Raw genomic sequence first — 20,623 nt, forward strand, 5'->3', positions numbered from 1 at the left:
TCACTTTCATTACTGGCTACACTTTAAGTATAATTGAAAGTTCGCGTTTTAACAATCATTGACTCTGGATTTCTTCACCTTGCGAGAGTTATTCCAATGACTGATGCCGCTCCTGCTTGATATAGCAGACTTGCTGCATGACGGATTGTTGTCCCCGTTGTGTATACATCATCAATAATTGTGACATTTTTTCCGCTAATTCGCTCGATTTGGGGTTCGACAAGTTCGAATGGCTGAATTAAACGTAATCGATCAGCCCGATCTTTTTCAGACTGTCGTTTATCTTTAACAGTTTGAGAGGTTTTCAATGCTTCAACCAATGAGCAACCTTTAAGTAATCCAGTCACTTGATTAAAGCCTCTAGTAGCCATTGTACCGGCATTGACAGGAATAGGAACCAATAATCGTTTTTGCCGTGTCACTGCTTTTTTGACCTCTTTTGCAAAAATAAAGCGCAGTTGGTAATCCCCTAAAAATTTATAGCGTTTCATATAGTCCTTCATTGCCGAATTGTATTCATATAGGGCCCTATTTTGAAAGTCAAAACTAATTTGTTGCTGCCATCGTTCACAGTCATAACACGGATTGCTCATCTCCGCTTTCAAACGTCTACCACACTGATCACAAGTTGCAACTGAATCTAATCTAAAAAATTTAGCGGCACATTCTTCACAAAGCTGGCGGGCTTGGGTTGGTGCCAATGACATAATCTCATCGAATGACGTTGTATTCCGCAATGATGACTGGCACAATAAACAATTGGTCATATTTCAGCCGCCTTTCGGTTCATTTTTCTGATTTGTCGTTGGCATGAACGGATATTTGCGGCCCGGGTTTCGGCGTAAAATAGGACCCTGCCAGTTGGGCGGTCACTGCTACGCCCCACTCTACCCGCAATTTGGATCAGCGCTGCCGCTGAAAAGATATCATCATCGGCTTTCAGCACCAAAACGTCAATCCCAGGAAAAGTGACGCCGCGTTCTAAAATCGTCGTTGTAATGATAAAATCCAGCTCATGATGACGCATTGCGCCTACTTTCTCGAGTCGTTCTGGATCGGCGGCGAAAACCGTGTCATACTTGGCAATAATGCCAGCATCTTTGATAGCAGTTGCCACGGTCGCCAAATCTTTGATGTGGGGAACAAAAAGTAAAAACCGCTGCTGTTGGCTCATTAGTTGTCGAATCATTTTTAAGATCCGTTTGTCTAATCGATTATTATCAATTCCCTGAGATAATCCTTTGATCTTGATAACCGTTGGCTCTGGCAATAAATGACCATGATAGCGAATGGGTAAATAACTAATGGAAAGGTGCCCTTTTCTCACCTGAGTTAGCAAATGTTTATCCGGGGTAGCCGTTAAATAAAGCATCGCACCAGCTGTCTTGATCGCATTATTAACCCCAAAGTGAAGCATCGGGTTACCAGAAAATGGGAAGACGTCCACTTCATCAATAATGAGGACATCAAAGGCGTGGTAAAATCGAAGCAGTTGATGGGTGGTACAAATTGTAATTTGACTATATTTGTACGGCTGGTCGCTTTTACCATGAAGCAGTACAATCGACGTTTTGGCAAAGGCCGCCTGAATTCGCGGAAACAATTCAATACAAACATCGACTCGCGGAGAGGCAATACAAATCCGTTTTCCATAACGAACTGCCCACTCAATCCCTTTAAACAACATCTCTGTTTTCCCTGCTCCGGTCACTGCCCACAAAAGGTGATGCTGACGCTTTTTAAAAATACGCACGACTTGTTCCGCACATTCTGCCTGCAAAGGCGTTAATTGGCCTTCCCAAGACAATGCATTGGAAACTTTGTTAAATTGATTCGGCTCATCAATAAACGCCAAATCATGCAACGTATCCATTCGCTTCATTTGGATGCAGACATAGCAATAATATTGACCGTTTGGCAGGTTAGCCTGACTTCGTTTGAGTCGGGAACCACACCTTGAGCACATCAAGCTAGGCTTTAATTGAATTGCAGGCCGTCGTTTGACTTCCGGTAATTCCAAGATTGCTGCCGGCAGTTCAGCAGAACTTATTTGGCGTCCGTACAAGTCTGATATATGATTGATCATAGAACTTCACCTCACTATATTAAATACGAATTATTCAGGAGGATTTTTTTGACAGCAACTTATTTAACAATTAAAACATCGGGATCTCATGAAATTGATATCAAAAAGTCTCGATTCATCTGCTCGATGGAACGGATTACGTCCGAAGACCAAGCCAAACACTTTATTCAAACGATCACCAAAGCAAACGAAAAAGCCAACCACAATTGCTTCGCCTACATGCTGGGTGATACCGATCAAACTCAGCGGGAAAGTGATAATGGCGAACCTTCCGGAACCGCTGGAGTGCCAATTTTAGAAGTGCTCAAAAAAAACGAGCTTCACAATGTGATTGCTGTGGTTACTCGCTATTTTGGTGGCATTAAATTGGGTGCCGGCGGTATAATTCGGGCATATAGTAACGCGACGTCAACCACAATTGATCAATTGGGCATCGTTAATTTAGTGACGAAAAAAGAACTATTCTTGACGATCGATTATAATCAATTTGATAAATTAAAGTATTTCCTTTCCACGCATGACGTTCCTATTGAAGACGTGGGCTACACAGATAAAATCAAGGTCACTATTGCGGTTGAAGAAGTAAACATACCACCCTTTATTCAAAAATTAAAAGACCTGTTAAGTGATCAATTTGATTATTCCAGCGGTCAAAATAAAATCTTTGAAGTACCATTCTCACGAGAAGAACGGCAACAAGAAGAAAATGAATCATGAATTGACAATAATCTGAGGCCTTAGCCGATTTGAGTCAAAGCGTAGGAATAAGGGCCGGGACAAAACTTACCGTTTTGCTCCGACCCTTTTGTGTTCTAAATATCATTTAATTGATTAGTGAACCCGTGGCGTTTTGCCGAATATGTAATGATCTTAACGATTATCCTTACTCGTCGTGTCCTTCACTAATTTCTTGATTCCATTCAATAACGGCTGACGGTCTTCACCCACCAAACCAATCGTTTCGACGAAAAGCTCCAGTCCAATCAACACGGCAATCGTCAAAAGAATTGATCCCCATAGTGGTGAGATTGGATAAAGTAATGAGATGAACGAAAAAATCAACGCAATCCCATAAATAACCAGAACCGTTTGTCGGTGCGTTAACCCGATTTGCATCAATCGATGGTGCAAGTGGCGTTTATCAGCGTGAGAAATGGGTTCCTTATTAAGCAGTCGTCTAAAGATCGCAAATACAGTATCGGTAATGGGGACTCCTAAAATCATTACAGGGATTAATAACGTGATAAAGGTGGCATTTTTCAACCCAAATAATGAGAAGACGGACATCATAAAACCAATAAATAAAGCCCCGGTATCACCAAGATAGATTCGAGCCGGGAAAAAGTTGTATGGCAAGAAGCCAACGCACGAAGCCACCAACGCAAAAATCATGATCGACACGAAAATGTTACCAACGTTCAAGAAGAACATCCCGGTAATTCCCATCGTTGTCAATGCAATGATTGCAACCCCAGTAGCCAAACCATCCAAGCCATCAATCAAATTGACAGCATTGGTAATTGCCAAAATCCAGATCCAAGTGATTGGCAAGCTCATCCAACCTAAATGAATCGTAAAGAATGGCAAAGTAATCGTTGTCATTTTGACTCCCGCAGCAAAATAAACCCACAGTGCCGCAAGCGAAATGCCCAAGACTTTTTGACGTGGCTTTAATTCAAAGATATCATCGATAATTCCGGTTAAAATAATAATCGTTTCGCCGCCATAAACTCCCCACAAGATTTTAGTTGGAAACTGATTTCTTAACAGAAACATCGTGCAAAATGTGTACGAAATAAAAATGGCCAACCCACCAATTGTTGGCATTGGAATTTTATTGACTCGGCGTTTGTTTGGTCGATCCTCAGCACCAACAGCAAACGCCAATTTGCGAATAAATGGGGTTAATATCGCAGAAAGAATCATGGTAGCGAACAATGACACAATGATTTCGAATTTCAAATTTGTAACCTCACTTAATTCCTAACATGGATTATTAAATCAATTATACAAACGCCAATTGATAAAAACAAGCCATCATTGCCTGTTCAGCCAATCACATTATAAAATCTGTTCATATTGAACATTGTTTCCGTTCACAAGTTAAACTACATTTAAATTGTAGATGTTAACGCTTTCACGAGCTTAAATTCACAAGTAAAGGAGACATTTCTATGAAAAGCAGAATCAGAAACACACAACCATCTCTTGGGCCTCAAAAAGACGCACCCCTTTTAGTTCAAATGGGCATTTTTGCGGCAATTTTGTTTGTTTCAAGCTTAATATCGCCACTTTTTCCACCTGAATTTCCCGTTCCGACACCAGTGATTGGTTTAATTATTTTATACACGTTACTCACGCTGCATATCATCAAATTGGAATGGGTAGAAAAATTTGCGACTTCAATGATTGGCTTTATCTCTTTTTTATTTGTCCCATCGGGTATTCAGCTAGCCGCATCATTAGATATCATGAAAGAACAGGGGCTGCAGTTAATCCTGGTAATTATCCTCTCAACCATCCTCCTATTAGTCGTCGTTGCTTACACCGCCTCTTTCTTCATTTGGCTCAAGCAAGTGATTTTTCATACCGACGTTTCCGTGGAAGAAATTTGATGGGTGGTGAGCAGGATGACGGCAGTTCAACTTAACATCATGGATTTTTTTGGAACTCCAGTTTTTGGCATTAGCTTATCCATTTTTGTGTATCTAATTGGCATGTGGTTATTCAAGATTACTAATGGTTTTTTCTTATTCCAGCCGTTATTTGTTGGGATGGTTCTCGGCATCTTCAGTCTGTGGCTGATGGCCAAAGTATTTTCAGTTGACGTCGCCTGGTTATACAGACATGCCTATAAACCAGGCGGCGACATCCTGTTTTGGTTTTTAACGCCGGCAACGATCGCGTTTGCGGTACCCTTATACAAACGAAATGATATTATTAAACGATTTTGGTTAGAAATTGGCCTTTCACTCACAATTGGCCTGGTCATTGCCCTCTTTGGCATTTATTGGGTCTGTAAGCTCTTCGGTTTAAACGATGCTGGAATTGCGTCACTCCTTCCCCAAGCGGCTACTACGGCTATTGCAATGCCGATTGCCGAAGCGATTGGCGGCAACTCCGCAATCACCGCGATGGCCTGCATCGTCAACGCAGTGATTATTTACGCTTTGGCTAACTTTCTCCTGAAAGCATTTCGACTGACCGAACCAATTAGTCAAGGCCTCAGCCTAGGTTCAGCCGGTCATGCCGTGGGTTCCGCCAAAGCGCTACAACTCGGATCCGTGACCGGATCAATGGCTTCAGTGGCGTTTGTGTTAATCTCAATTGTGGTGGATCTGATTGTTCCAGTGTTTACCAACTTGATGGGGATCACCCCATAATGAATTAAAAGGTTAACGAAAAAATGAGCACTTCTTCAATCACGGAGAGGCGCTCATTTTTAATTGGTACTAACTATTTTTATCGTGTCATGGTCAAAAGATGTTTCACCAAACAACCAGCTACCCACAAGACGATTCGCCACAGTCCCAAAATAAGGTTATGAGACAAATCGGCAATTTGTGTTTCGGCTGCCAACTGTTTGATTCCACCCTCTGACACTACTCACGCAAATGATAGTTATAGGTCGAAATAATAATATTTTGCCGTGAATTCAAAATGGTTCGCAGGCGCAGACTGGTTTGGTTATGCAAAATGTTTTCCCAGCGGTGACGGGGCACAAATTGTGGGACCAAAACAGTTGTCGAATAATTTCGATCTGCCGCCCGTTTAGCAATCACATCGCAAAATCGTAATGTTGGTTGGGCGATCGAACGGTAGGATGAATGGATATCAACGAACCGGACATCTGGGAATTCTTTCTTAAATTCCTCGGACGTCTTATGTTCCTTCTCAGGATTAGAATCAAAGGAAACATGCATAGCAATCACGTAGTCCCCGATTGACTGGGCATAGCTAATTGCATTGGCAGTTACTCGGGTAACGCCACCAACCAATACAACCACTGTTGAACCATCAAAGTGATGGGTTGCGGTAATTTCGGTATTATCCTCAATCACGCGCAACTGTTCGGCCACTCGTTTGTAATGCCGATTAATCTTGTAAAAAATGTGAATCAAAATCGGCATCACGATCAGATACGGCCAGACGTTTGGAAACCTTAATAAGAATAAACACGTTACTAAGGCTAATGAAATGAAGGCCCCAACAAAGTTAATGACCGACTTAAGTTGCCAATTTTTCCCGCGATTATGATACCAGTGAATAATCATTCCGGATTGAGATAACGTGAACGGAATGAACACACCGACAGCATACAGTGGAATCAATGAGTTGGTTCGGCCACCAAAGATTTGAATTAACACAATGGCACCAACGGCCAACGAAATGATCCCGTTGGAATAACCGAGCCGGTCCCCCTTATCCAGATATGCGTGGGGTAAAAACTTATCTTTAGCTAAATTATAAGCAAGAATTGGGAATGCTGAAAAACCAGTATTTGCGGCAACAGCCAAAATCATCGCAGTTGATAACTGTAGCAGGTAGTAGACAATGCCATGGCCGAAGACGTTAACGCCGATCTGGGAAAGCACCGTTTCATGGCTATTAGGAATAACGCCCATGTAGTAACTCATATAGGTAATACCGCCAAAGAAGCACGCCAAGATGGTTGCCATGATGGCTAATGTTGCGGAAGCATTTTTACTCTTTGGTGACTTGAAATTCGGAACAGCATTACTAATGGCTTCAACACCAGTCAAGGAAGATGAACCAGATGAGAAAGCTCTGAAAAACAGAATCAGGGTCATACCTTCAACCGGTGCGCCAATATGAGCAGCGGCATGATACTGGATGTTTCCAGTGGCAATATTGTAACCACCATAAATAACCATCCCGATAATCATCACAATGAAAAGATAAACGGGCAAAGTCAGAAATGAAGCTGATTCACGAATCCCTCTCAAATTAAGCAGCATAATTGCAACCACAATCAAGCAAGAAATCAATACTTGATGAGAATAAAGAGACGGGATTGCTGAAGTAATCGCTTCAGTCGCAGATGTTGTGGATACGGCCACAGTCAGCATGTAATCAACCAACAGTGAACCACCGGCAATGAGCCCTGCTCGTTCACCCCAGTTTGTGCTGGCAACAACGTACGCCCCACCACCAGACGGATATGCGTGAATAATCTGTTGGTAAGAAAGCGTAATGGCAGCTAAGAGTACCAAAACAAGTGCAGCAACCCAGATTTGATACATCAGGGCTGCAGCTGATAAAGTGATCAGAATTGTTGTGATCTGTTCGGTACCATAAGCCACTGACGAAAGGGCATCGGAAGATAATAATGCCAGTGCCTTAAACTTTGTCAGGGATTGACCACCCTCATCAGTGGTTTTTAGCGGTTTCCCAATTAAAAACCGTTTTAAATATCGCCACATAAATAGTTACTCCTTTTAATATAAATCTACCACTCGTAGTGAACCATAAAATAATAGTCCTTCTTGGTAGCAAAAACAAGTCTTGTTATGCAGTAGTAAGATAACACGTAAATACACCATACAACACAAAAATGACTGCGACAACCTCGTTAGTTAATGTTTTTCGAAACAACCGTTATATTAGGTTAACCGGGTATATTTTATAACCCTTGAAATGGTTAGCTTTCCAGTCACTTAACGACTAATCGTTAGCCATACAAAAAGCCGGCCGACAAACTGAATTCATTCGTCGTCCGACTCCGTTAAGTTATTTTTAATACTTAATCTGTCTGAATGCCTAAATTACATTCCCATTCCTGGAGTTGGCATTGGAGCAGCTGGTGCATCCTTCTTTGGTTCGTCAGCAACAACAGCTTCAGTCGTCAACAACAAGGCTGAAACAGATGCAGCGTTTTGAAGGGCTGAACGGGTAACTTTGGTAGGATCAACGATACCGTCTTTGATCATATCTTCAAATTTACCATTGGCAGCGTTGTAACCAATTCCGGATTTCTCATCTTTGAGTTGTTCAACGATTACTGAACCTTCAACACCGGCATTTTCAGCAATTTGACGAACAGGTTCTTCAAGTGCCCGGCGAACAATGTTAATACCAGTTTGCTCGTCACCATCGGCTGATTCGTCCAATTTTTCGATGTCTGGAATGACATTGATCAAAGCAGTTCCACCACCAGGGACGAAGCCTTCTTCAACAGCGGCACGAGTTGCATTCAAAGCATCTTCAATTCGGTACTTCTTTTCTTTCAATTCAGTTTCGGTAGCGGCACCAACCCGAACAACGGCAACCCCACCTGACAACTTAGCCAAACGTTCCTTTAACTTGTCACGGTCAAAGTCAGAAGTAGTCTTTTCAATCTGAGTCTTAATTTCTGAAACTCGTTGACTGATTGCATCCTTGGCACCTGAACCGTCAACGATCGTGGTTGAATCCTTCGTAACGTTAATCTTGTTTGCTTGGCCTAATTGTTCAAGCGTTGCATCCTTCAAGTTCAAGCCAAGATCGTCAGTGATAACCGTTGCACCAGTCAAAATGGCGATATCTTGGAGTTGTTCCTTACGACGATCACCAAATCCTGGGGCCTTAACGGCAACAACATTGAAGGTTCCCCGCATCTTGTTCAATACAAGTGTTGGTAATGCTTCACCACCAATATCATCGGCAATAATCAAAAGTGAACGACCTTGTTCAACAATCTTTTGCAACAATGGCAAAATATCTTGAATATTGGTAATCTTCTTGTCAGTAACCAAAATGTATGGATTGTCGAGATCGGCTTCCATCTTGTCGTTATCGGTTACCATGTATTGTGACATGTAGCCACGATCAAATTGCATTCCTTCAACAACATCCAAGCTGGTTTCAACACCACGCGATTCTTCAATGGTAATAACACCATCATGACCAACTTTTTCCATTGCGTCGGCAATCAAACTACCAACTTCGGTGTTAGCTGATGAAATTGAAGCAATCTGAGCAATATCATCTTTTGTCTTTACGTCATGTGACATCTTGTGAAGGCCATCAACGGCAGCCTTGGTTGCTTTTTCGATTCCACGGCGAATACCAACAGGGTTAGCTCCGGCAGTGACGTTCTTCATACCTTCATTCACAATTGCTTGTGTCAAAACAGTTGCAGTAGTGGTACCATCACCGGCAACATCATTGGTCTTTGAAGCAACTTCAGAAACTAATTTGGCACCCATGTTTTCAAAATGATCTGGTAATTCGATTGCCTTGGCAATTGTAACACCATCATTTGTGATCGTTGGATTGCCTGCTGATTGTTCCAAAACAACGTTGCGGCCTTTTGGTCCTAATGTTGCTTTAACTGTGTCTGCTAATTTATCAACACCCTTGAGCATTGCGCCACGGGCATCTTCAGAAAACTTAACTTGTTTAGCCATTACAAATTTCACCTCAAAAATGTATTTTTGATTTATTATATAAATTAATGATGCTGATTATTTCGCAAAAAGTTTATTCAACAATTGCGACAATATCTTTTTCATGTAAAACTAGATAGGATTTATCGTTGTCCTCGATCTCAGTACCTGCGTACTTATCGAACATTACCTTGTCGCCCTTTTTGACAACTGGCGCAACCTTTTGACCATTGTCCAAAACTCGGCCATCACCTACGGTAACAACTGTACCGGCTTGTGGCTTCTTCTTAGCATTATCTGCTAATACGATACCGCCTACCGACTTTTCTTCTTCTTTTTCTGTTTCGATAATTACACGATCGCCTAATGGTTTTAACACGTTAGTCCCTCCATTTACAACTATTTTTAGCATCATTAGCACTTGAATGACAGAAGTGCTAATCACTGTTTATAATATATTATTTTTTTGATCTAATTGCAAGGATTTCTTAGAAAATGTTCAGGATATCATGCCTGGATTGGGATTATACCAAGGTTTGTGGTGGGGATTTAAATCATCGCCTAATTGAACAAAGTGGAACAATTGTGGCTCTATGTTTGAATCATCCCCTACTTTAAATAAGCCAATGCCCATATTTAGACACACCTCGCACTCTTACATATCAAATAAAGCGCCTCGCCATGAACAAGAAACGTTCATCGCGAAGCGCTTTATTTAAATTCGACCTGAACTTTAACTTCAACTCTTCCACACATTAACGGTGTTTTCAATTGAGCTAAAGTCGCAGGCAACTACTTTCCAAAGTTATCGATAAAGTAAATCAACGTCTGGAGTTCATTAGTCAAATCGACATTTTGAACCAGTACATTATCAGGTACTGAGATTCGGATTGGGGTGAAATTCAAGATCCCCTTCACGCCCCCAGCTACCGCATCCGCTGCAACTTCTTGGGCTGCTGATGATGGCACTGTCAGGATCACAACCTGAATTTGTTGTTCATGTAGCTGATTGGCAAGTTCTGAGATTGGATAGACTGGCACGCCATCCTCAATGGTATTAATGATCGTTTCATTCGTATCAAATGCCGCAGAAATCCGTACGTTGCTATCTTTGTGGAAATTAAAGTTTAACAGCGCGTGACCCAAGTTACCAACACCAATCAAAGCAACGTTGGTCAGATGTTCCTGGTTCAAAATCTGCTTAAAGAAGTTCAGTAGGCTATCAACATCATAACCATAACCCCGTTTGCCCAACGCACCAAAATATGAAAAGTCTCGGCGAATGGTGGCAGAATCTACCTGAACCGCTTCTGCCAACTCGGTAGAAGAGATCCGTTGTTTTCCGGTATCGTGTAAAATATTTAAATATCGATAATAAATCGGCAATCGTTTTGCGGTCGCCTTTGGAATGTTTTCGGCTGTCAAAATTTCCTCCTGTAAAACCTATTTTAAAAATTCAAAACTTTGTGAACCCATCTTTATTTATTATTCTATCATAGAATGCCACCTTGTGAAATGTATTTCAAGTAATACTTACAAACTATTATTGTAAAATCAGATAATATGATAAAATTATATACTGTTAACTACAGAAAGGTGGCCGCTGAATTGATAATTTTACAAGCCCAGGATTTAACCAAACGATTTAACGGGGAAGAAATCTTTTCGAATGTGAATATGGCCGTCCAAGAAAAAAGTCGAATTGCTTTAGTGGGCCGAAACGGTGCCGGAAAATCCACCTTAGTCAAAATGATAATCGGTGAACAATCGCTCGATGGCGGCCAAATTGTGACCAAAAAGAATCTGAGCATTGGTTACTTGGCACAAGACACTGGCCTAGATTCCGATAAATCAATTTATGATGAAATGGCCGCCGTCTTCGCCAAACTTAAACAACAAGAACGAAAGATTCACGAATTAGAAGCGCAGATGAGTGATCCCTCGATTGACCCAGCGTCCGAAGAATATGCCCAAATTTCATCACAATATGATAATATTCGGGCGGATTTTGAACAGCACAACGGTTATGGTTACGATGCTGAAATCAGAGGCGTCCTTCACGGCTTTGGATTTGGCCAAGCTGATTATGATCGGCCAATCAACGAATTGTCCGGCGGTCAAAAGACCCAACTTGCCCTGGCAAAGCTCCTCTTGGAAAAGCCAGAATTACTGATACTCGATGAGCCGACCAACCATTTGGACGTTGAAACCATTACTTGGTTGGAAGGGTACATCCAGAATTATAGTGGCGCGCTCTTAATCATTTCACATGACCGTTACTTCCTGGATCGTATCGTCAATGAAGTCTATGAATTGGCTAATGGCACCTTATTGCACTTTACAGGCAATTACACAGATTATACAAAGAAGAAGGAAGAACGGGTTTCCCAACAGTGGAAAGAATATGAAAAGCAGCAGGCCCAAATTGAGAAGCTACAGACTTTCGTTGACAAAAATATCGTTCGGGCGTCAACCACCAAGCAAGCTCAAGCACGACGAAAACAATTGGAAAAAATGAAGCGGATTGACAAACCAACCGCTGATTCAAAAACGGCTCGGTTCCAATTCACTCCAAAATCCAAAAGTGGCAATAACGTTTTGAATGTCACAAACGCTGCGGTTGGATACACGACCATCCTGTCGGAACCCATTAATTTGGATATCAAACGCCACCAAGCAATTGCGATTGTTGGTCCAAACGGCGTTGGTAAATCTACCCTGCTCAAAAGTATTTTGGGAATCATTCCATTCATTAAAGGCCAAGCGTATTTTGGTACAGGTGTCGACACTGGGTATTATGACCAAGAGCAGGCATCCTTACATGGTAATAAAACAGTGTTAAGCGAGTTATGGGATGATCACCCAACGACCCCCGAAGGCGATATCAGAAGCATTTTAGGAAGCTTCTTGTTTTCCGGTGATGACGTTGCCAAGATGGTCCATGACCTTTCAGGTGGTGAAAAAGCCCGTCTTTTGCTCACAAAGTTGGCAATGCAACACAATAACTTTCTCATTTTAGATGAACCAACTAACCATTTGGATATCGATAGTCGAGAAGTATTGGAAAAGGCCCTCAACCAATTTGACGGCACAATTCTATTTGTTTCTCATGATCGTTATTTTATTAATAAAATTGCCACGTCTGTTGTTGAATTATCCAAAAAAGGCACCGAAACTTACTTGGGCAATTACGATTACTATGTCAACAAGAAGGATGAAATGATCGCCATTAAAGAGCACGAGGCTCAAAAACAGGCAGAAGAACATCCAACTGAGACACGAACCGCCCCTGTTACCAACGATAAAAAGAATTACCAAATTAATAAGGAAGAACAGAAGCAGCAACGCAAGCTATCAAGAGAAGTTGCTGATCTAGAAAATCACTTGGATAGCTTAACGCAACAAAAAGATCAAATTGAGGCCAAAATGACCGAACCAGATGTCTTTAATGATGTTGGCAAACTGCAAGATCTACAAAAAGAGCTTGAATCTGTTAACCACCAAATGGAAGTTACCGAAACAAGCTGGGAAGAAAAAAGTATTCAGTTAGAGGATATGAAATCATCATAGTCAGCCTTAGCTGATTGTCATTTGAAATACATGGTTACAATAAAAGAACACGAGATTCGAGACGACGCATTGCCGCTGTCTTTGACCCCGTGTTTTTTAGCCACAGAATTATTTGACCGGCTCTTTAATCCAATCAAACTCCAACCCCGGATCTGCATTCAGCGTTGCGTCTGCTCGGACACCATGCTGATACAGCATTTCTCCGGCAGCACCAATCATTGCGGCATTATCCCCACATAATGAAAGTGGTACCAGCTCCAACTTCGTATTCGGAAACTGCTCCATGTCAGCTGTCAGCCGATCACGAAGGCCGCGATTGGCCGCCACCCCACCTGCAAGAATCAACTGTTTGACGGGATATTCATGCAGCGCCCGGACAGTCTTATCTGATAATACATCGACGACAGCTTGTTGGAAACTAGCTGCCAGATCCGCTTTATTCAATTCTTCGTGAATTTGATCTGCATGATGAACGGTGTTAATAAACGCGCTTTTCAGCCCGCTAAAGCTAAAATCAAAATTGTCATCGGTATCCATTGCTCTTGGAAAGTCAAATGTATTGTGACCACGATGGGCCATTTCATCAACCGGTTTCCCGGCTGGATAATTAATGCCAAGAACCCGACCAATTTTGTCGTAAGCTTCGCCGGCCGCATCATCCCGAGTTTCACCTATGATTTCAAATTTATTTTCTTCGGGCATGTAAACCAGCTCTGTATGACCGCCTGAAACAACCAATGCCATGGCTGGAAATTCAATGGGTTCAACTAAATGAGCAGCATAAATATGGCCCGCCAAATGGTTAACGGGAATAAGTGGTAAGTGATGGGCCCAGGCAACTGCTTTAGCAGCAGTGACACCGATCAAAAGAGCGCCGACTAAACCCGGCCCATATGTAACAGCAACCGCAGTCAGATCATCATAGCTCACTTTAGCCTGCTTTAGGGCGTCTTTAATACAACCAGTAATTTGCTCAATGTGATGACGACTGGCAACTTCCGGCACCACTCCACCGAACCGCTGATGACTTTTTATTTGAGTGGCCACAATATTGGAAAGAATGGTGTCACCATTTTCAATTACCGCAACGGAGGTCTCATCGCAGCTGCTTTCAAAGGAGAGAATTAAATCTCGAGTCAATAAGTTCATCTCATTTCTTTATTCATTAACCAATTTTTGTAATATCCAAAATCATATTAAGGGCATCTTCTCGATCGTTATAATAGTAATCTTTCTTAAGCCCATTATCCACAAAACCGATGTCTCGGTACAGCTTCTGGGCACGCGTATTACTAACCCGTACTTCGAGAGTAACCTTATCATATTCCATCTGGCGGGCTTTTTTAATAATGGTTGTGACCAAAAAGTACCCCAATCCATGATTCTGAAAATTGGGGGCAACCGCCACGTTCGTGATATGACAATCTTTTGTGTGGTCATTTAGAGAACAACCGATAAATGCAACCAACCAGTCATTTCTGCGCAAAACCAAGTAAAGGCGATCGTTTTTTCGCATCAGTTCACTTCGAAAAGCCCGGTCGTCCCAAGGTGTTTGACCACCATACACAGATCGCTCAATTCCCAATATTTCCGGAATATCGGGAATCATTGCTTTGGCCAAAAAATACTTAATTCCGTTAATTTCAACATCGTGATTTTTAATGTCAAGATATCGTTCGCGGAGTTGAGCATCTTTATTATAAAAATTTTTGTTAAACCAATTTTTAAATTTTTTCAACATAATTGTGCGTATCCTCGTTGGGATGAAGCTTTTTCCAATCGGCTTCAGCTTTAGTTAATCGTAAATAGCGTGGTACGACAGCATCAACATTCGTAACAGGATCAACCTGTCTGCCATAAAGTCCCAAACGAGCTGCATCAGGAAGATCGGCCAACTTGTCTGCAACAATGAGTCGGTCTCCTAATGCCTGACGCATCCCCTCCTCGAAAGCATCGGTATCCCCAATAATCATAACCCTCTGATTATAAGGTTCAAGTAATTCTAACCACTGGTCCAAATTAATATGTTGATCCTCAATCAATTCGATTGGATTACCATCATCACCAATCTGATATAAGCCAGTGAACATATTCTGATTGCGCCCATCAAAAATTGGATTAACTAAAACATCTGGTTGAGACACATTGAGGCAAAGGGTTAACAAGCTGGAAACCATCGTTAACTGAATTCCCAAAGTCGCAGCGATCGTCTTGGCTGCCGTCACGGCCATTCGAATACCTGTATAAGATCCAGGACCAGCAGCAACGACGACCCGATCCAAATCGCTCGGCTTGAGATCAGATTTGTTGACTAAATCCTCAATAATTGGCATCAAAAATTCAGCATGTTTTCGATGAGTTGTAATGGTTGTTTGTGCTAATAAATGGTCATCATCCAAAACCGCCACCGAAAGTGGTCGATTGGACGTATCAATTGCTAAAATTTTCATTGTTTTTATTTACCCTTGCCTTACTATCTATCATTCCAAACAAACGTTGCACTTGCAGAAATGGCATCGTTTGAAGTCACTTCATGGATTGTTTTAATTTTATCATTATCTTCAGAATCGACAACTACTGAACTCGTGACAATATTGCCGTATTTGACTTCATTATCAAAGCGAATATCGATTTGGGCTGGCGTGTGACTGTCCAAGAATGCCATCGGTAAAGAATCCAACATCCACTCCAGATAATGGGCATTATTCACGTGACCGTTAAAATCAATATCACTGCAGCGAACCTGGTATTTTTTAGAATCCGCCTCGGCTAAATCCTTAATAATTTTTGGTCGAGGTAGTCGAGGCACTCGTTTAACTTTTTCAGATTGATATGGGGCAATAATTTCGGGGGTCATGGGCGTAATCTTCCGCTTTTCTTCGTCCATTAATACCCAAATGCTTTCAACCTTAACCAGTTCATTGCCTTGCTCATCATGTAGCCAGAATTCTCGATAGGCAAAGTAACGATTATAAGAAGTGCCCCGGGTGGTCATTTTGACCGTATCCCTATTTTTAGGTAACTGATTAATTTTAATCGAGTATGAAATCACGACCCAACCAATGCCATACTTAGAAATAAGTGCGGCTTGATCGACTCCCAACGACTCATTTTGATGCTCGGAAGCTAAAATTAGCACATTGATGAGCATGGGAATGGTAATGTTATTATTAACATCGCATTCATAGAATGGAATGGTATGGAACTCGCTAAATTGTTTGGCAGCCATGGGCACTTCTTCTTTCCGTTTACTTGATGTCGTGATATTCGTTATAAATTACTTGCTTTTTTAAGTTATGATCTTTGGCAACCCGTTTGATCGCCTCGTTAACCGATAAGCCATTTTTGATGTGGAAATCAACTTGCTGATTAACGCTCATTCCTTCAAGTGGATCATCATGTTCAATCTCAGGATTTGCATTACCCGCTACTATAATAACAAATTCCCCACGAATTTCAGTAGAATCTGCCCATTCGTACAAGGCAGCCAAATCACCACGAATAAATTCTTCGTGTTTCTTCGTCAATTCACGGCAAAGTGCAGCCTTCCGTTGTTCACCAAGTTGTGTTAATAACGACTTTAGCGTCTTTTTTAGTCGATGAGGCGCTTCGTAGAAAATCAGGGTTTCCGGTCGATTTTGTAATTCCATGAGTTCTTCTCGTTGTTCCTTGGGCTTGCGAGACAAAAAACCATAAAAGTAAAAGGGTTGCGGAGAAACGCCAGAGGCAATTAAAGCCGTTATTCCGGCATTGGCACCAGGTAATGGAACCACATTGATTGATTGTTTGATACATTCAACTACCAACTCATGACCTGGATCGCTGATCGAAGGCATCCCGGCATCACTCACTTGGGCAATCGTTATCCCCTGTTTTAACTTAGCGATCAATTCAGGAATTCTCTGGGCAGTATTGTGTTCATGAAAACTGATTTGCTTGGTTTCAATGTCAAAATGACTGAGTAACTTTTGGGTATTCCGAGTGTCTTCGGACGCAATCAAATCCGCCTCTTTGAGAATTTCAACTGCCCGGAAAGTCATATCAGACAAATTGCCAATTGGCGTTGGCACTAAATATAAGATGCCATATTGAGTTGACGTATCAAAACTTTTTTGTGTTTCCACGATTATCCCCTAATCTCTGCGGCCATAGATAATATCAGTACAAAAAATACAGTCTTCATCATTTTCGCGACGCTTACCATAGTACTCGTTGCAAACATGGAATCCTTCATTATATAACTTCTCAAGGTTTTTACGTGATTTCGATAATTGTGGAGAATTTTGCCCTACTTTTTCGGTAATCTCAGTTACTCGTTCCCTTAAATGTTGGTTTTCAATCTCCAATTCGGCATTTTTCTCCATCAATTCAATTAACGATTCATGCAAATGTGAGAAATTAACCGCTGTGGCGTTAAGTCGGGTATCCATCTCTTTTAATGCATCATATAAACTTTGAGATTCCACGATTTTATCACCTTTCAATAAACGACGACTTGGCAATTTTTAGGATATTCAAGGTAGTCGATTCAATAATATTCTGGAAATTCACGTTCACCATCATCTGGTCATTCATTGACAACAATTCATCCAGCATCTTCATGAGCTGCCCGGAAGTCCATTCGGTTGCGGCTTGATGCATCTGCTCGTTGACCGACGGAAATTTCGATTGATCGTCACTGAGCGTCCCGTACTTCATTTCCAAAACATCATCAAAAATGTTGATCATCATGGTTAGAACCACTCGCTGCCGATCCTTATTACCAACAATTGGCATGATCGACATTTGGATGAACGGCATTGCCATCAAATTTCCCTTCACCAAATAACCAAACCACTTTGAAATCAGCCGTTGCATCTCACCAAACCAATTATCTTTGAGTAAGTCATCAATTTCACGACGACTATTTGTAATCGCCATTAATAGATTAACCTGGCTAGGCAAAACGCCACTTTGTTTTAATTCCGTAACCATTTGCGGCTTGCTTAAACTCGGAAACTCAACCACTTGGGTTCGAGAAATGATCGTTGGTAAGACGAGATTGCGATTTTGACTGATCAAAAAGCTGACAACATTACCTGTCGGCTCTTCAATGAATTTTAACAAACTGTTTGCTGCTCCGGTTGTCATCTTTTCGGCGTCCGAAATAATGAAGACCTTTTTGGAGCCTTCCATCGCACTTTTGGTGAATTCGCTTTTAACGTGACGAATTTGGTCGACCTTAATACTCTGACCATCGGGCTTAGTCACGACAACATCCGGATGATCATAATGCATAATTCGGATACATTCAGGACATTTTCCACACGGAACGCCATTCGTGACGTTTGTGCAGAATAACCGCATAGCGACTCCCATCGCGACGGCAAACTGCCCCGCCCCCTCTTCGCCTGTGAAGAGATACGCGTGGGACAGCTCATCTTGATTAACTAAATTCATAAATTGCTTAAATAGTTGTGGCTGTTTTTCCTTGGCAGCCTGGACAATATTTTCTGCCATGAATTTCCCTTCTAGAACTGGTGAAATTGGTCAATCGGCAGCACCATCACGGTCGCCCCACCAACTTGAACCTCAATCGGAAATGTATGCTCTGCAGTATCGCCATTCAGGCTCACTGGTGGCGTCATAAATTGCTGACGGGCTGAGCATGTTTCCTTGATGAGCTCAAGTGTTAGGTCGACTTTGTCATCATCGATTGCAATCAAGTAGGTTGTGTTCCCTGAACGCAAGAAGCTTCCAGTGGTGGAGAAACGGGTAGCAATAATATCATGGGCAACAAAGACTGACCGTAGCTTGTTAGCATCTTTATCTTGAACGATCGCGATTACTAATTTCATAAATCAACTCTCCTTAAAATACTCGGCTGCAATTTGATGAATTGTCTTAATAGTGTCTGTCACAACTTGTTGAAATGGCTGGGTAGCGTCAATTGTTACAAACCGATTGGGATTAGCCTCCCTAATTGCTGTATAACCTTTATGAACCCGTTTATGAAAAGCAGTGGTTTCGACATCTAAGCGATCAATTTTACTACTGTCCCGGTGCTTCTCAATTCGTTTCAGCCCAACCTCTACAGGAATATCAAAATAAATTGTCTTATAAGGAAGTAATTGTTCAGTGGCGAATTCATTCATTTTGGCAACTTGCGCCATTCCAATTTGGCGACCAGATCCTTGATAGGCAACCGAGCTGTCCACGTAACGATCACAAAGGACTAATTTACCGGCAGCTAACGCCGGCAGAATTGTTTCAATTAAATGTTGCCTTCGAGCAGCAGCGTATAGTAACGCTTCGGTTCGATAATCCATTTCGGTGTTATCCCGATCTAGGATCACGCGTCGGATTTCCTCGGAGATCTTGTTGCCGCCAGGCTCTCTGGTCACTAACAATTGATCGCCAATCTCTTGATCAAATTGTTCAACCACCTTGTTCATAACGGAAGTTTTGCCAGCGCCATCGGGTCCTTCAAATGTTATAAACTTACCCTTCAAAACAATTCCCTCACTTCTTAATTTAATTCAATTGTACGATATGTTGTTTTACCTGTCTATTTCAAAAGAAAAGAGCGATCCTTCATTTAACTGTGCATTTCATTCTTGGTCGCTCAATCCACGATTAAATATCAGTCACTCCTTGATATTGAAGACCCAAGCTCAACGGGTTCTCCTAACCACATCCAGCTTACCCGCTAAGATTCAAAATCATTCCGGTCATAGCTAATAACGGACGGTTGAATTTGGTTGTTTTTAATTTTTCTGATTCGAGCCTCTTTATATATGAAGAAATATTTTTGTCTTGCTAACGCAGTTTCCTGCTCCATCTCAATATCGCTGTCAGCAACAGCATTTTGAGTCTGGGCAGCATGATCCCACTCTTCTTTGAGGTTGTTAATGAGTTCGAGAAGCCGTTGGTCGTATTCAGTTTTAACATCACGCCGCTTTAACCGGTTAAAAAACATCGTTTCGACCTCCTACTAAATTTCCGTTCGTCCTTCAACTGCCTTAAATAGTGTTACCTCGTCGGCATACTCAATGTCAGACCCAACCGACAATCCATGGGCGAGGCGGGTCACTTTGATGCCCGCCGGTTTGATTAATTTACTCAAATACATCGCGGTTGCTTCGCCTTCAGGAGTCGCATTAGTGGCAACGATCACTTCTTTAACGGCTTTATTTTTTTGTAGCCGTTTAATGAGTGAACTGATGTTAAGATCTTCTGGGCCTTTACCTTCAATCGGTGATAAAACGCCATGGAGCACGTGGTACAAGCCGTGATATTCTTGAACCCGTTCCATCACCATCACATCTTTAGGTTCCTCAACCACTAAAATGGTCGATTGATCGCGATTTTTATCACGACAAATTTCACATGGATCTTCATCGGTCAAATTCCCACAGATTGAACAGTAATGGAGATCTTTTTTGGTTGCCATGAGTGCTTTAGAAAAATCGGCAACGTCATCCTCATTCATATCAACGGTATAAAAGGCCAGTCGGGTAGCGGTTTTGCTTCCGATTCCCGGCAGTTTCATGTAACTCTCAATTAATTTTGCGATTGGTTCAGGATATTGCATAGTTTT

Annotated in this window: 22 protein-coding genes; 4 read left to right on the forward strand and 18 right to left on the reverse strand. The window is 41.8% G+C overall.

Going from position 1 to position 20,623, the window contains the following annotated elements:
- Positions 1 to 74: 74 nt before the first annotated feature.
- Together FD12_RS00770 and FD12_RS00775 are read right to left on the reverse strand one after the other, a co-directional pair.
- Complete coding sequence (locus FD12_RS00770) at positions 75 to 707, reverse strand: ComF family protein (RefSeq protein WP_225427256.1); 633 nt, start codon at positions 705 to 707, stop codon at positions 75 to 77.
- A gap of 56 nt (positions 708 to 763) precedes the next feature.
- Positions 764 to 2,086, reverse strand: coding sequence for an ATP-dependent helicase ComFA (locus tag FD12_RS00775; protein WP_054746759.1), 1,323 nt, complete (start codon positions 2,084 to 2,086; stop codon positions 764 to 766).
- Between the two features lie 48 nt (positions 2,087 to 2,134).
- On the opposite strand from FD12_RS00775, the gene FD12_RS00780 reads away from it, so the two are divergent.
- Positions 2,135 to 2,803 (forward strand): YigZ family protein, encoded by a 669-nt coding sequence (locus FD12_RS00780; RefSeq protein WP_056981130.1) that lies wholly within the window; start codon positions 2,135 to 2,137, stop codon positions 2,801 to 2,803.
- Positions 2,804 to 2,956: 153 nt separating this feature from the next.
- On the opposite strand, the gene FD12_RS00785 is transcribed toward FD12_RS00780, so the two are convergent.
- Positions 2,957 to 4,048 (reverse strand): glycosyltransferase family 4 protein, encoded by a 1,092-nt coding sequence (locus tag FD12_RS00785; protein WP_056981132.1) that lies wholly within the window; start codon positions 4,046 to 4,048, stop codon positions 2,957 to 2,959.
- A 212-nt stretch (positions 4,049 to 4,260) separates the two neighbouring features.
- On the opposite strand from FD12_RS00785, the gene FD12_RS00790 reads away from it, so the two are divergent.
- Entirely contained in the window at positions 4,261 to 4,701 is a 441-nt protein-coding gene (locus FD12_RS00790) for a CidA/LrgA family protein (protein WP_056981135.1), read from the forward strand.
- Positions 4,702 to 4,716: 15 nt separating this feature from the next.
- On the forward strand, positions 4,717 to 5,469 hold the full coding sequence (locus tag FD12_RS00795; RefSeq protein WP_056981137.1) for an LrgB family protein: 753 nt from the start codon (positions 4,717 to 4,719) through the stop codon (positions 5,467 to 5,469).
- A 219-nt stretch (positions 5,470 to 5,688) separates the two neighbouring features.
- Here the strand turns inward: FD12_RS00795 and FD12_RS00800 are convergent, their stop codons facing one another.
- The 4 genes from FD12_RS00800 to FD12_RS00815 form a co-directional block, all read right to left on the reverse strand.
- Positions 5,689 to 7,530 (reverse strand): APC family permease, encoded by a 1,842-nt coding sequence (locus FD12_RS00800; protein ID WP_056981139.1) that lies wholly within the window; start codon positions 7,528 to 7,530, stop codon positions 5,689 to 5,691.
- Positions 7,531 to 7,872: 342 nt separating this feature from the next.
- Positions 7,873 to 9,495 (reverse strand): chaperonin GroEL, encoded by a 1,623-nt coding sequence (groL, locus tag FD12_RS00805; RefSeq protein ID WP_056981141.1) that lies wholly within the window; start codon positions 9,493 to 9,495, stop codon positions 7,873 to 7,875.
- 73 nt (positions 9,496 to 9,568) lie between these two features.
- Positions 9,569 to 9,853, reverse strand: a complete 285-nt coding sequence (gene groES, locus FD12_RS00810) for a co-chaperone GroES (protein ID WP_186825933.1) — start codon at positions 9,851 to 9,853, stop codon at positions 9,569 to 9,571.
- A gap of 413 nt (positions 9,854 to 10,266) precedes the next feature.
- Positions 10,267 to 10,899, reverse strand: a complete 633-nt coding sequence (locus tag FD12_RS00815) for a redox-sensing transcriptional repressor Rex (RefSeq protein WP_056981143.1) — start codon at positions 10,897 to 10,899, stop codon at positions 10,267 to 10,269.
- 183 nt (positions 10,900 to 11,082) lie between these two features.
- Here FD12_RS00815 and FD12_RS00820 point away from each other — a divergent pair, with 183 nt between their 5' ends.
- The gene (locus FD12_RS00820) at positions 11,083 to 13,044 is read left to right on the forward strand and encodes an ABC-F family ATP-binding cassette domain-containing protein (protein ID WP_056981145.1); all 1,962 of its coding nucleotides are present in this window, start codon (positions 11,083 to 11,085) and stop codon (positions 13,042 to 13,044) included.
- Between the two features lie 108 nt (positions 13,045 to 13,152).
- Here FD12_RS00820 and tsaD read toward each other — a convergent pair whose 3' ends face one another.
- The 11 genes from tsaD to recR all read right to left on the reverse strand — a co-directional run bounded on the left by tsaD (position 13,153) and on the right by recR (position 20,617).
- Complete coding sequence (tsaD, locus tag FD12_RS00825; protein ID WP_054746761.1) at positions 13,153 to 14,193, reverse strand: tRNA (adenosine(37)-N6)-threonylcarbamoyltransferase complex transferase subunit TsaD; 1,041 nt, start codon at positions 14,191 to 14,193, stop codon at positions 13,153 to 13,155.
- A gap of 16 nt (positions 14,194 to 14,209) precedes the next feature.
- Positions 14,210 to 14,785 carry a ribosomal protein S18-alanine N-acetyltransferase gene (rimI, locus tag FD12_RS00830; RefSeq protein WP_056981147.1) on the reverse strand — a complete coding sequence of 192 codons (576 nt, stop codon included), beginning with the start codon at positions 14,783 to 14,785 and terminating at the stop codon, positions 14,210 to 14,212.
- Positions 14,769 to 15,494: a tRNA (adenosine(37)-N6)-threonylcarbamoyltransferase complex dimerization subunit type 1 TsaB gene (gene tsaB, locus FD12_RS00835; RefSeq protein ID WP_056981149.1), complete on the reverse strand. Its 726-nt coding sequence runs from the start codon at positions 15,492 to 15,494 to the stop codon at positions 14,769 to 14,771. Before tsaB ends, rimI begins: the two co-directional genes overlap by 17 nt.
- Positions 15,495 to 15,517: 23 nt before the next feature.
- Complete coding sequence (locus FD12_RS00840; protein ID WP_056981151.1) at positions 15,518 to 16,273, reverse strand: acyl-[acyl-carrier-protein] thioesterase; 756 nt, start codon at positions 16,271 to 16,273, stop codon at positions 15,518 to 15,520.
- Between the two features lie 19 nt (positions 16,274 to 16,292).
- A complete protein-coding gene (gene rsmI, locus FD12_RS00845; RefSeq protein WP_056981153.1) occupies positions 16,293 to 17,168 on the reverse strand; it encodes a 16S rRNA (cytidine(1402)-2'-O)-methyltransferase in 876 nt (291 codons plus the stop codon).
- A 9-nt stretch (positions 17,169 to 17,177) separates the two neighbouring features.
- The gene (locus tag FD12_RS00850; protein WP_054746762.1) at positions 17,178 to 17,510 is read right to left on the reverse strand and encodes a DNA replication initiation control protein YabA; all 333 of its coding nucleotides are present in this window, start codon (positions 17,508 to 17,510) and stop codon (positions 17,178 to 17,180) included.
- 7 nt (positions 17,511 to 17,517) lie between these two features.
- Positions 17,518 to 18,543 (reverse strand): DNA polymerase III subunit delta', encoded by a 1,026-nt coding sequence (gene holB, locus FD12_RS00855; protein WP_054746763.1) that lies wholly within the window; start codon positions 18,541 to 18,543, stop codon positions 17,518 to 17,520.
- A gap of 11 nt (positions 18,544 to 18,554) precedes the next feature.
- Positions 18,555 to 18,881, reverse strand: a complete 327-nt coding sequence (locus FD12_RS00860; RefSeq protein ID WP_056981155.1) for a cyclic-di-AMP receptor — start codon at positions 18,879 to 18,881, stop codon at positions 18,555 to 18,557.
- Positions 18,882 to 18,884: 3 nt separating this feature from the next.
- A complete protein-coding gene (tmk, locus tag FD12_RS00865) occupies positions 18,885 to 19,535 on the reverse strand; it encodes a dTMP kinase (protein WP_054746764.1) in 651 nt (216 codons plus the stop codon).
- 197 nt (positions 19,536 to 19,732) lie between these two features.
- Positions 19,733 to 20,002 carry a YaaL family protein gene (locus FD12_RS00870; protein WP_054746765.1) on the reverse strand — a complete coding sequence of 90 codons (270 nt, stop codon included), beginning with the start codon at positions 20,000 to 20,002 and terminating at the stop codon, positions 19,733 to 19,735.
- A gap of 15 nt (positions 20,003 to 20,017) precedes the next feature.
- Positions 20,018 to 20,617, reverse strand: coding sequence for a recombination mediator RecR (gene recR / locus FD12_RS00875; protein ID WP_056981157.1), 600 nt, complete (start codon positions 20,615 to 20,617; stop codon positions 20,018 to 20,020).
- Positions 20,618 to 20,623 lie beyond the last annotated feature (6 nt).

This window comes from Lentilactobacillus rapi DSM 19907 = JCM 15042, assembly GCF_001436255.1.
Taxonomy (GTDB): Bacteria; Bacillota; Bacilli; order Lactobacillales; family Lactobacillaceae; genus Lentilactobacillus; species Lentilactobacillus rapi.

Excerpts from the sequence above, each read along its gene's own strand:
- recR (WP_056981157.1), bottom strand. The coding sequence starts at position 20,617 with ATGCAATATCCTGAACCAATCGCAAAATTAATTGAGAGTTACATGAAA.
- FD12_RS00790 (WP_056981135.1), top strand. The coding sequence starts at position 4,261 with ATGAAAAGCAGAATCAGAAACACACAACCATCTCTTGGGCCTCAAAAA.
- tsaB (WP_056981149.1), bottom strand. The coding sequence starts at position 15,494 with ATGAAAATTTTAGCAATTGATACGTCCAATCGACCACTTTCGGTGGCG.
- rimI (WP_056981147.1), bottom strand. The coding sequence starts at position 14,785 with ATGTTGAAAAAATTTAAAAATTGGTTTAACAAAAATTTTTATAATAAA.
- FD12_RS00840 (WP_056981151.1), bottom strand. The coding sequence starts at position 16,273 with ATGGCTGCCAAACAATTTAGCGAGTTCCATACCATTCCATTCTATGAA.
- FD12_RS00800 (WP_056981139.1), bottom strand. The coding sequence starts at position 7,530 with ATGTGGCGATATTTAAAACGGTTTTTAATTGGGAAACCGCTAAAAACC.
- tsaD (WP_054746761.1), bottom strand. The coding sequence starts at position 14,193 with ATGAACTTATTGACTCGAGATTTAATTCTCTCCTTTGAAAGCAGCTGC.
- FD12_RS00775 (WP_054746759.1), bottom strand. The coding sequence starts at position 2,086 with ATGATCAATCATATATCAGACTTGTACGGACGCCAAATAAGTTCTGCT.
- FD12_RS00870 (WP_054746765.1), bottom strand. The coding sequence starts at position 20,002 with ATGTTTTTTAACCGGTTAAAGCGGCGTGATGTTAAAACTGAATACGAC.
- FD12_RS00795 (WP_056981137.1), top strand. The coding sequence starts at position 4,717 with ATGACGGCAGTTCAACTTAACATCATGGATTTTTTTGGAACTCCAGTT.
- groL (WP_056981141.1), bottom strand. The coding sequence starts at position 9,495 with ATGGCTAAACAAGTTAAGTTTTCTGAAGATGCCCGTGGCGCAATGCTC.
- FD12_RS00860 (WP_056981155.1), bottom strand. The coding sequence starts at position 18,881 with ATGAAATTAGTAATCGCGATCGTTCAAGATAAAGATGCTAACAAGCTA.
- FD12_RS00770 (WP_225427256.1), bottom strand. The coding sequence starts at position 707 with ATGTCATTGGCACCAACCCAAGCCCGCCAGCTTTGTGAAGAATGTGCC.
- holB (WP_054746763.1), bottom strand. The coding sequence starts at position 18,543 with ATGGCAGAAAATATTGTCCAGGCTGCCAAGGAAAAACAGCCACAACTA.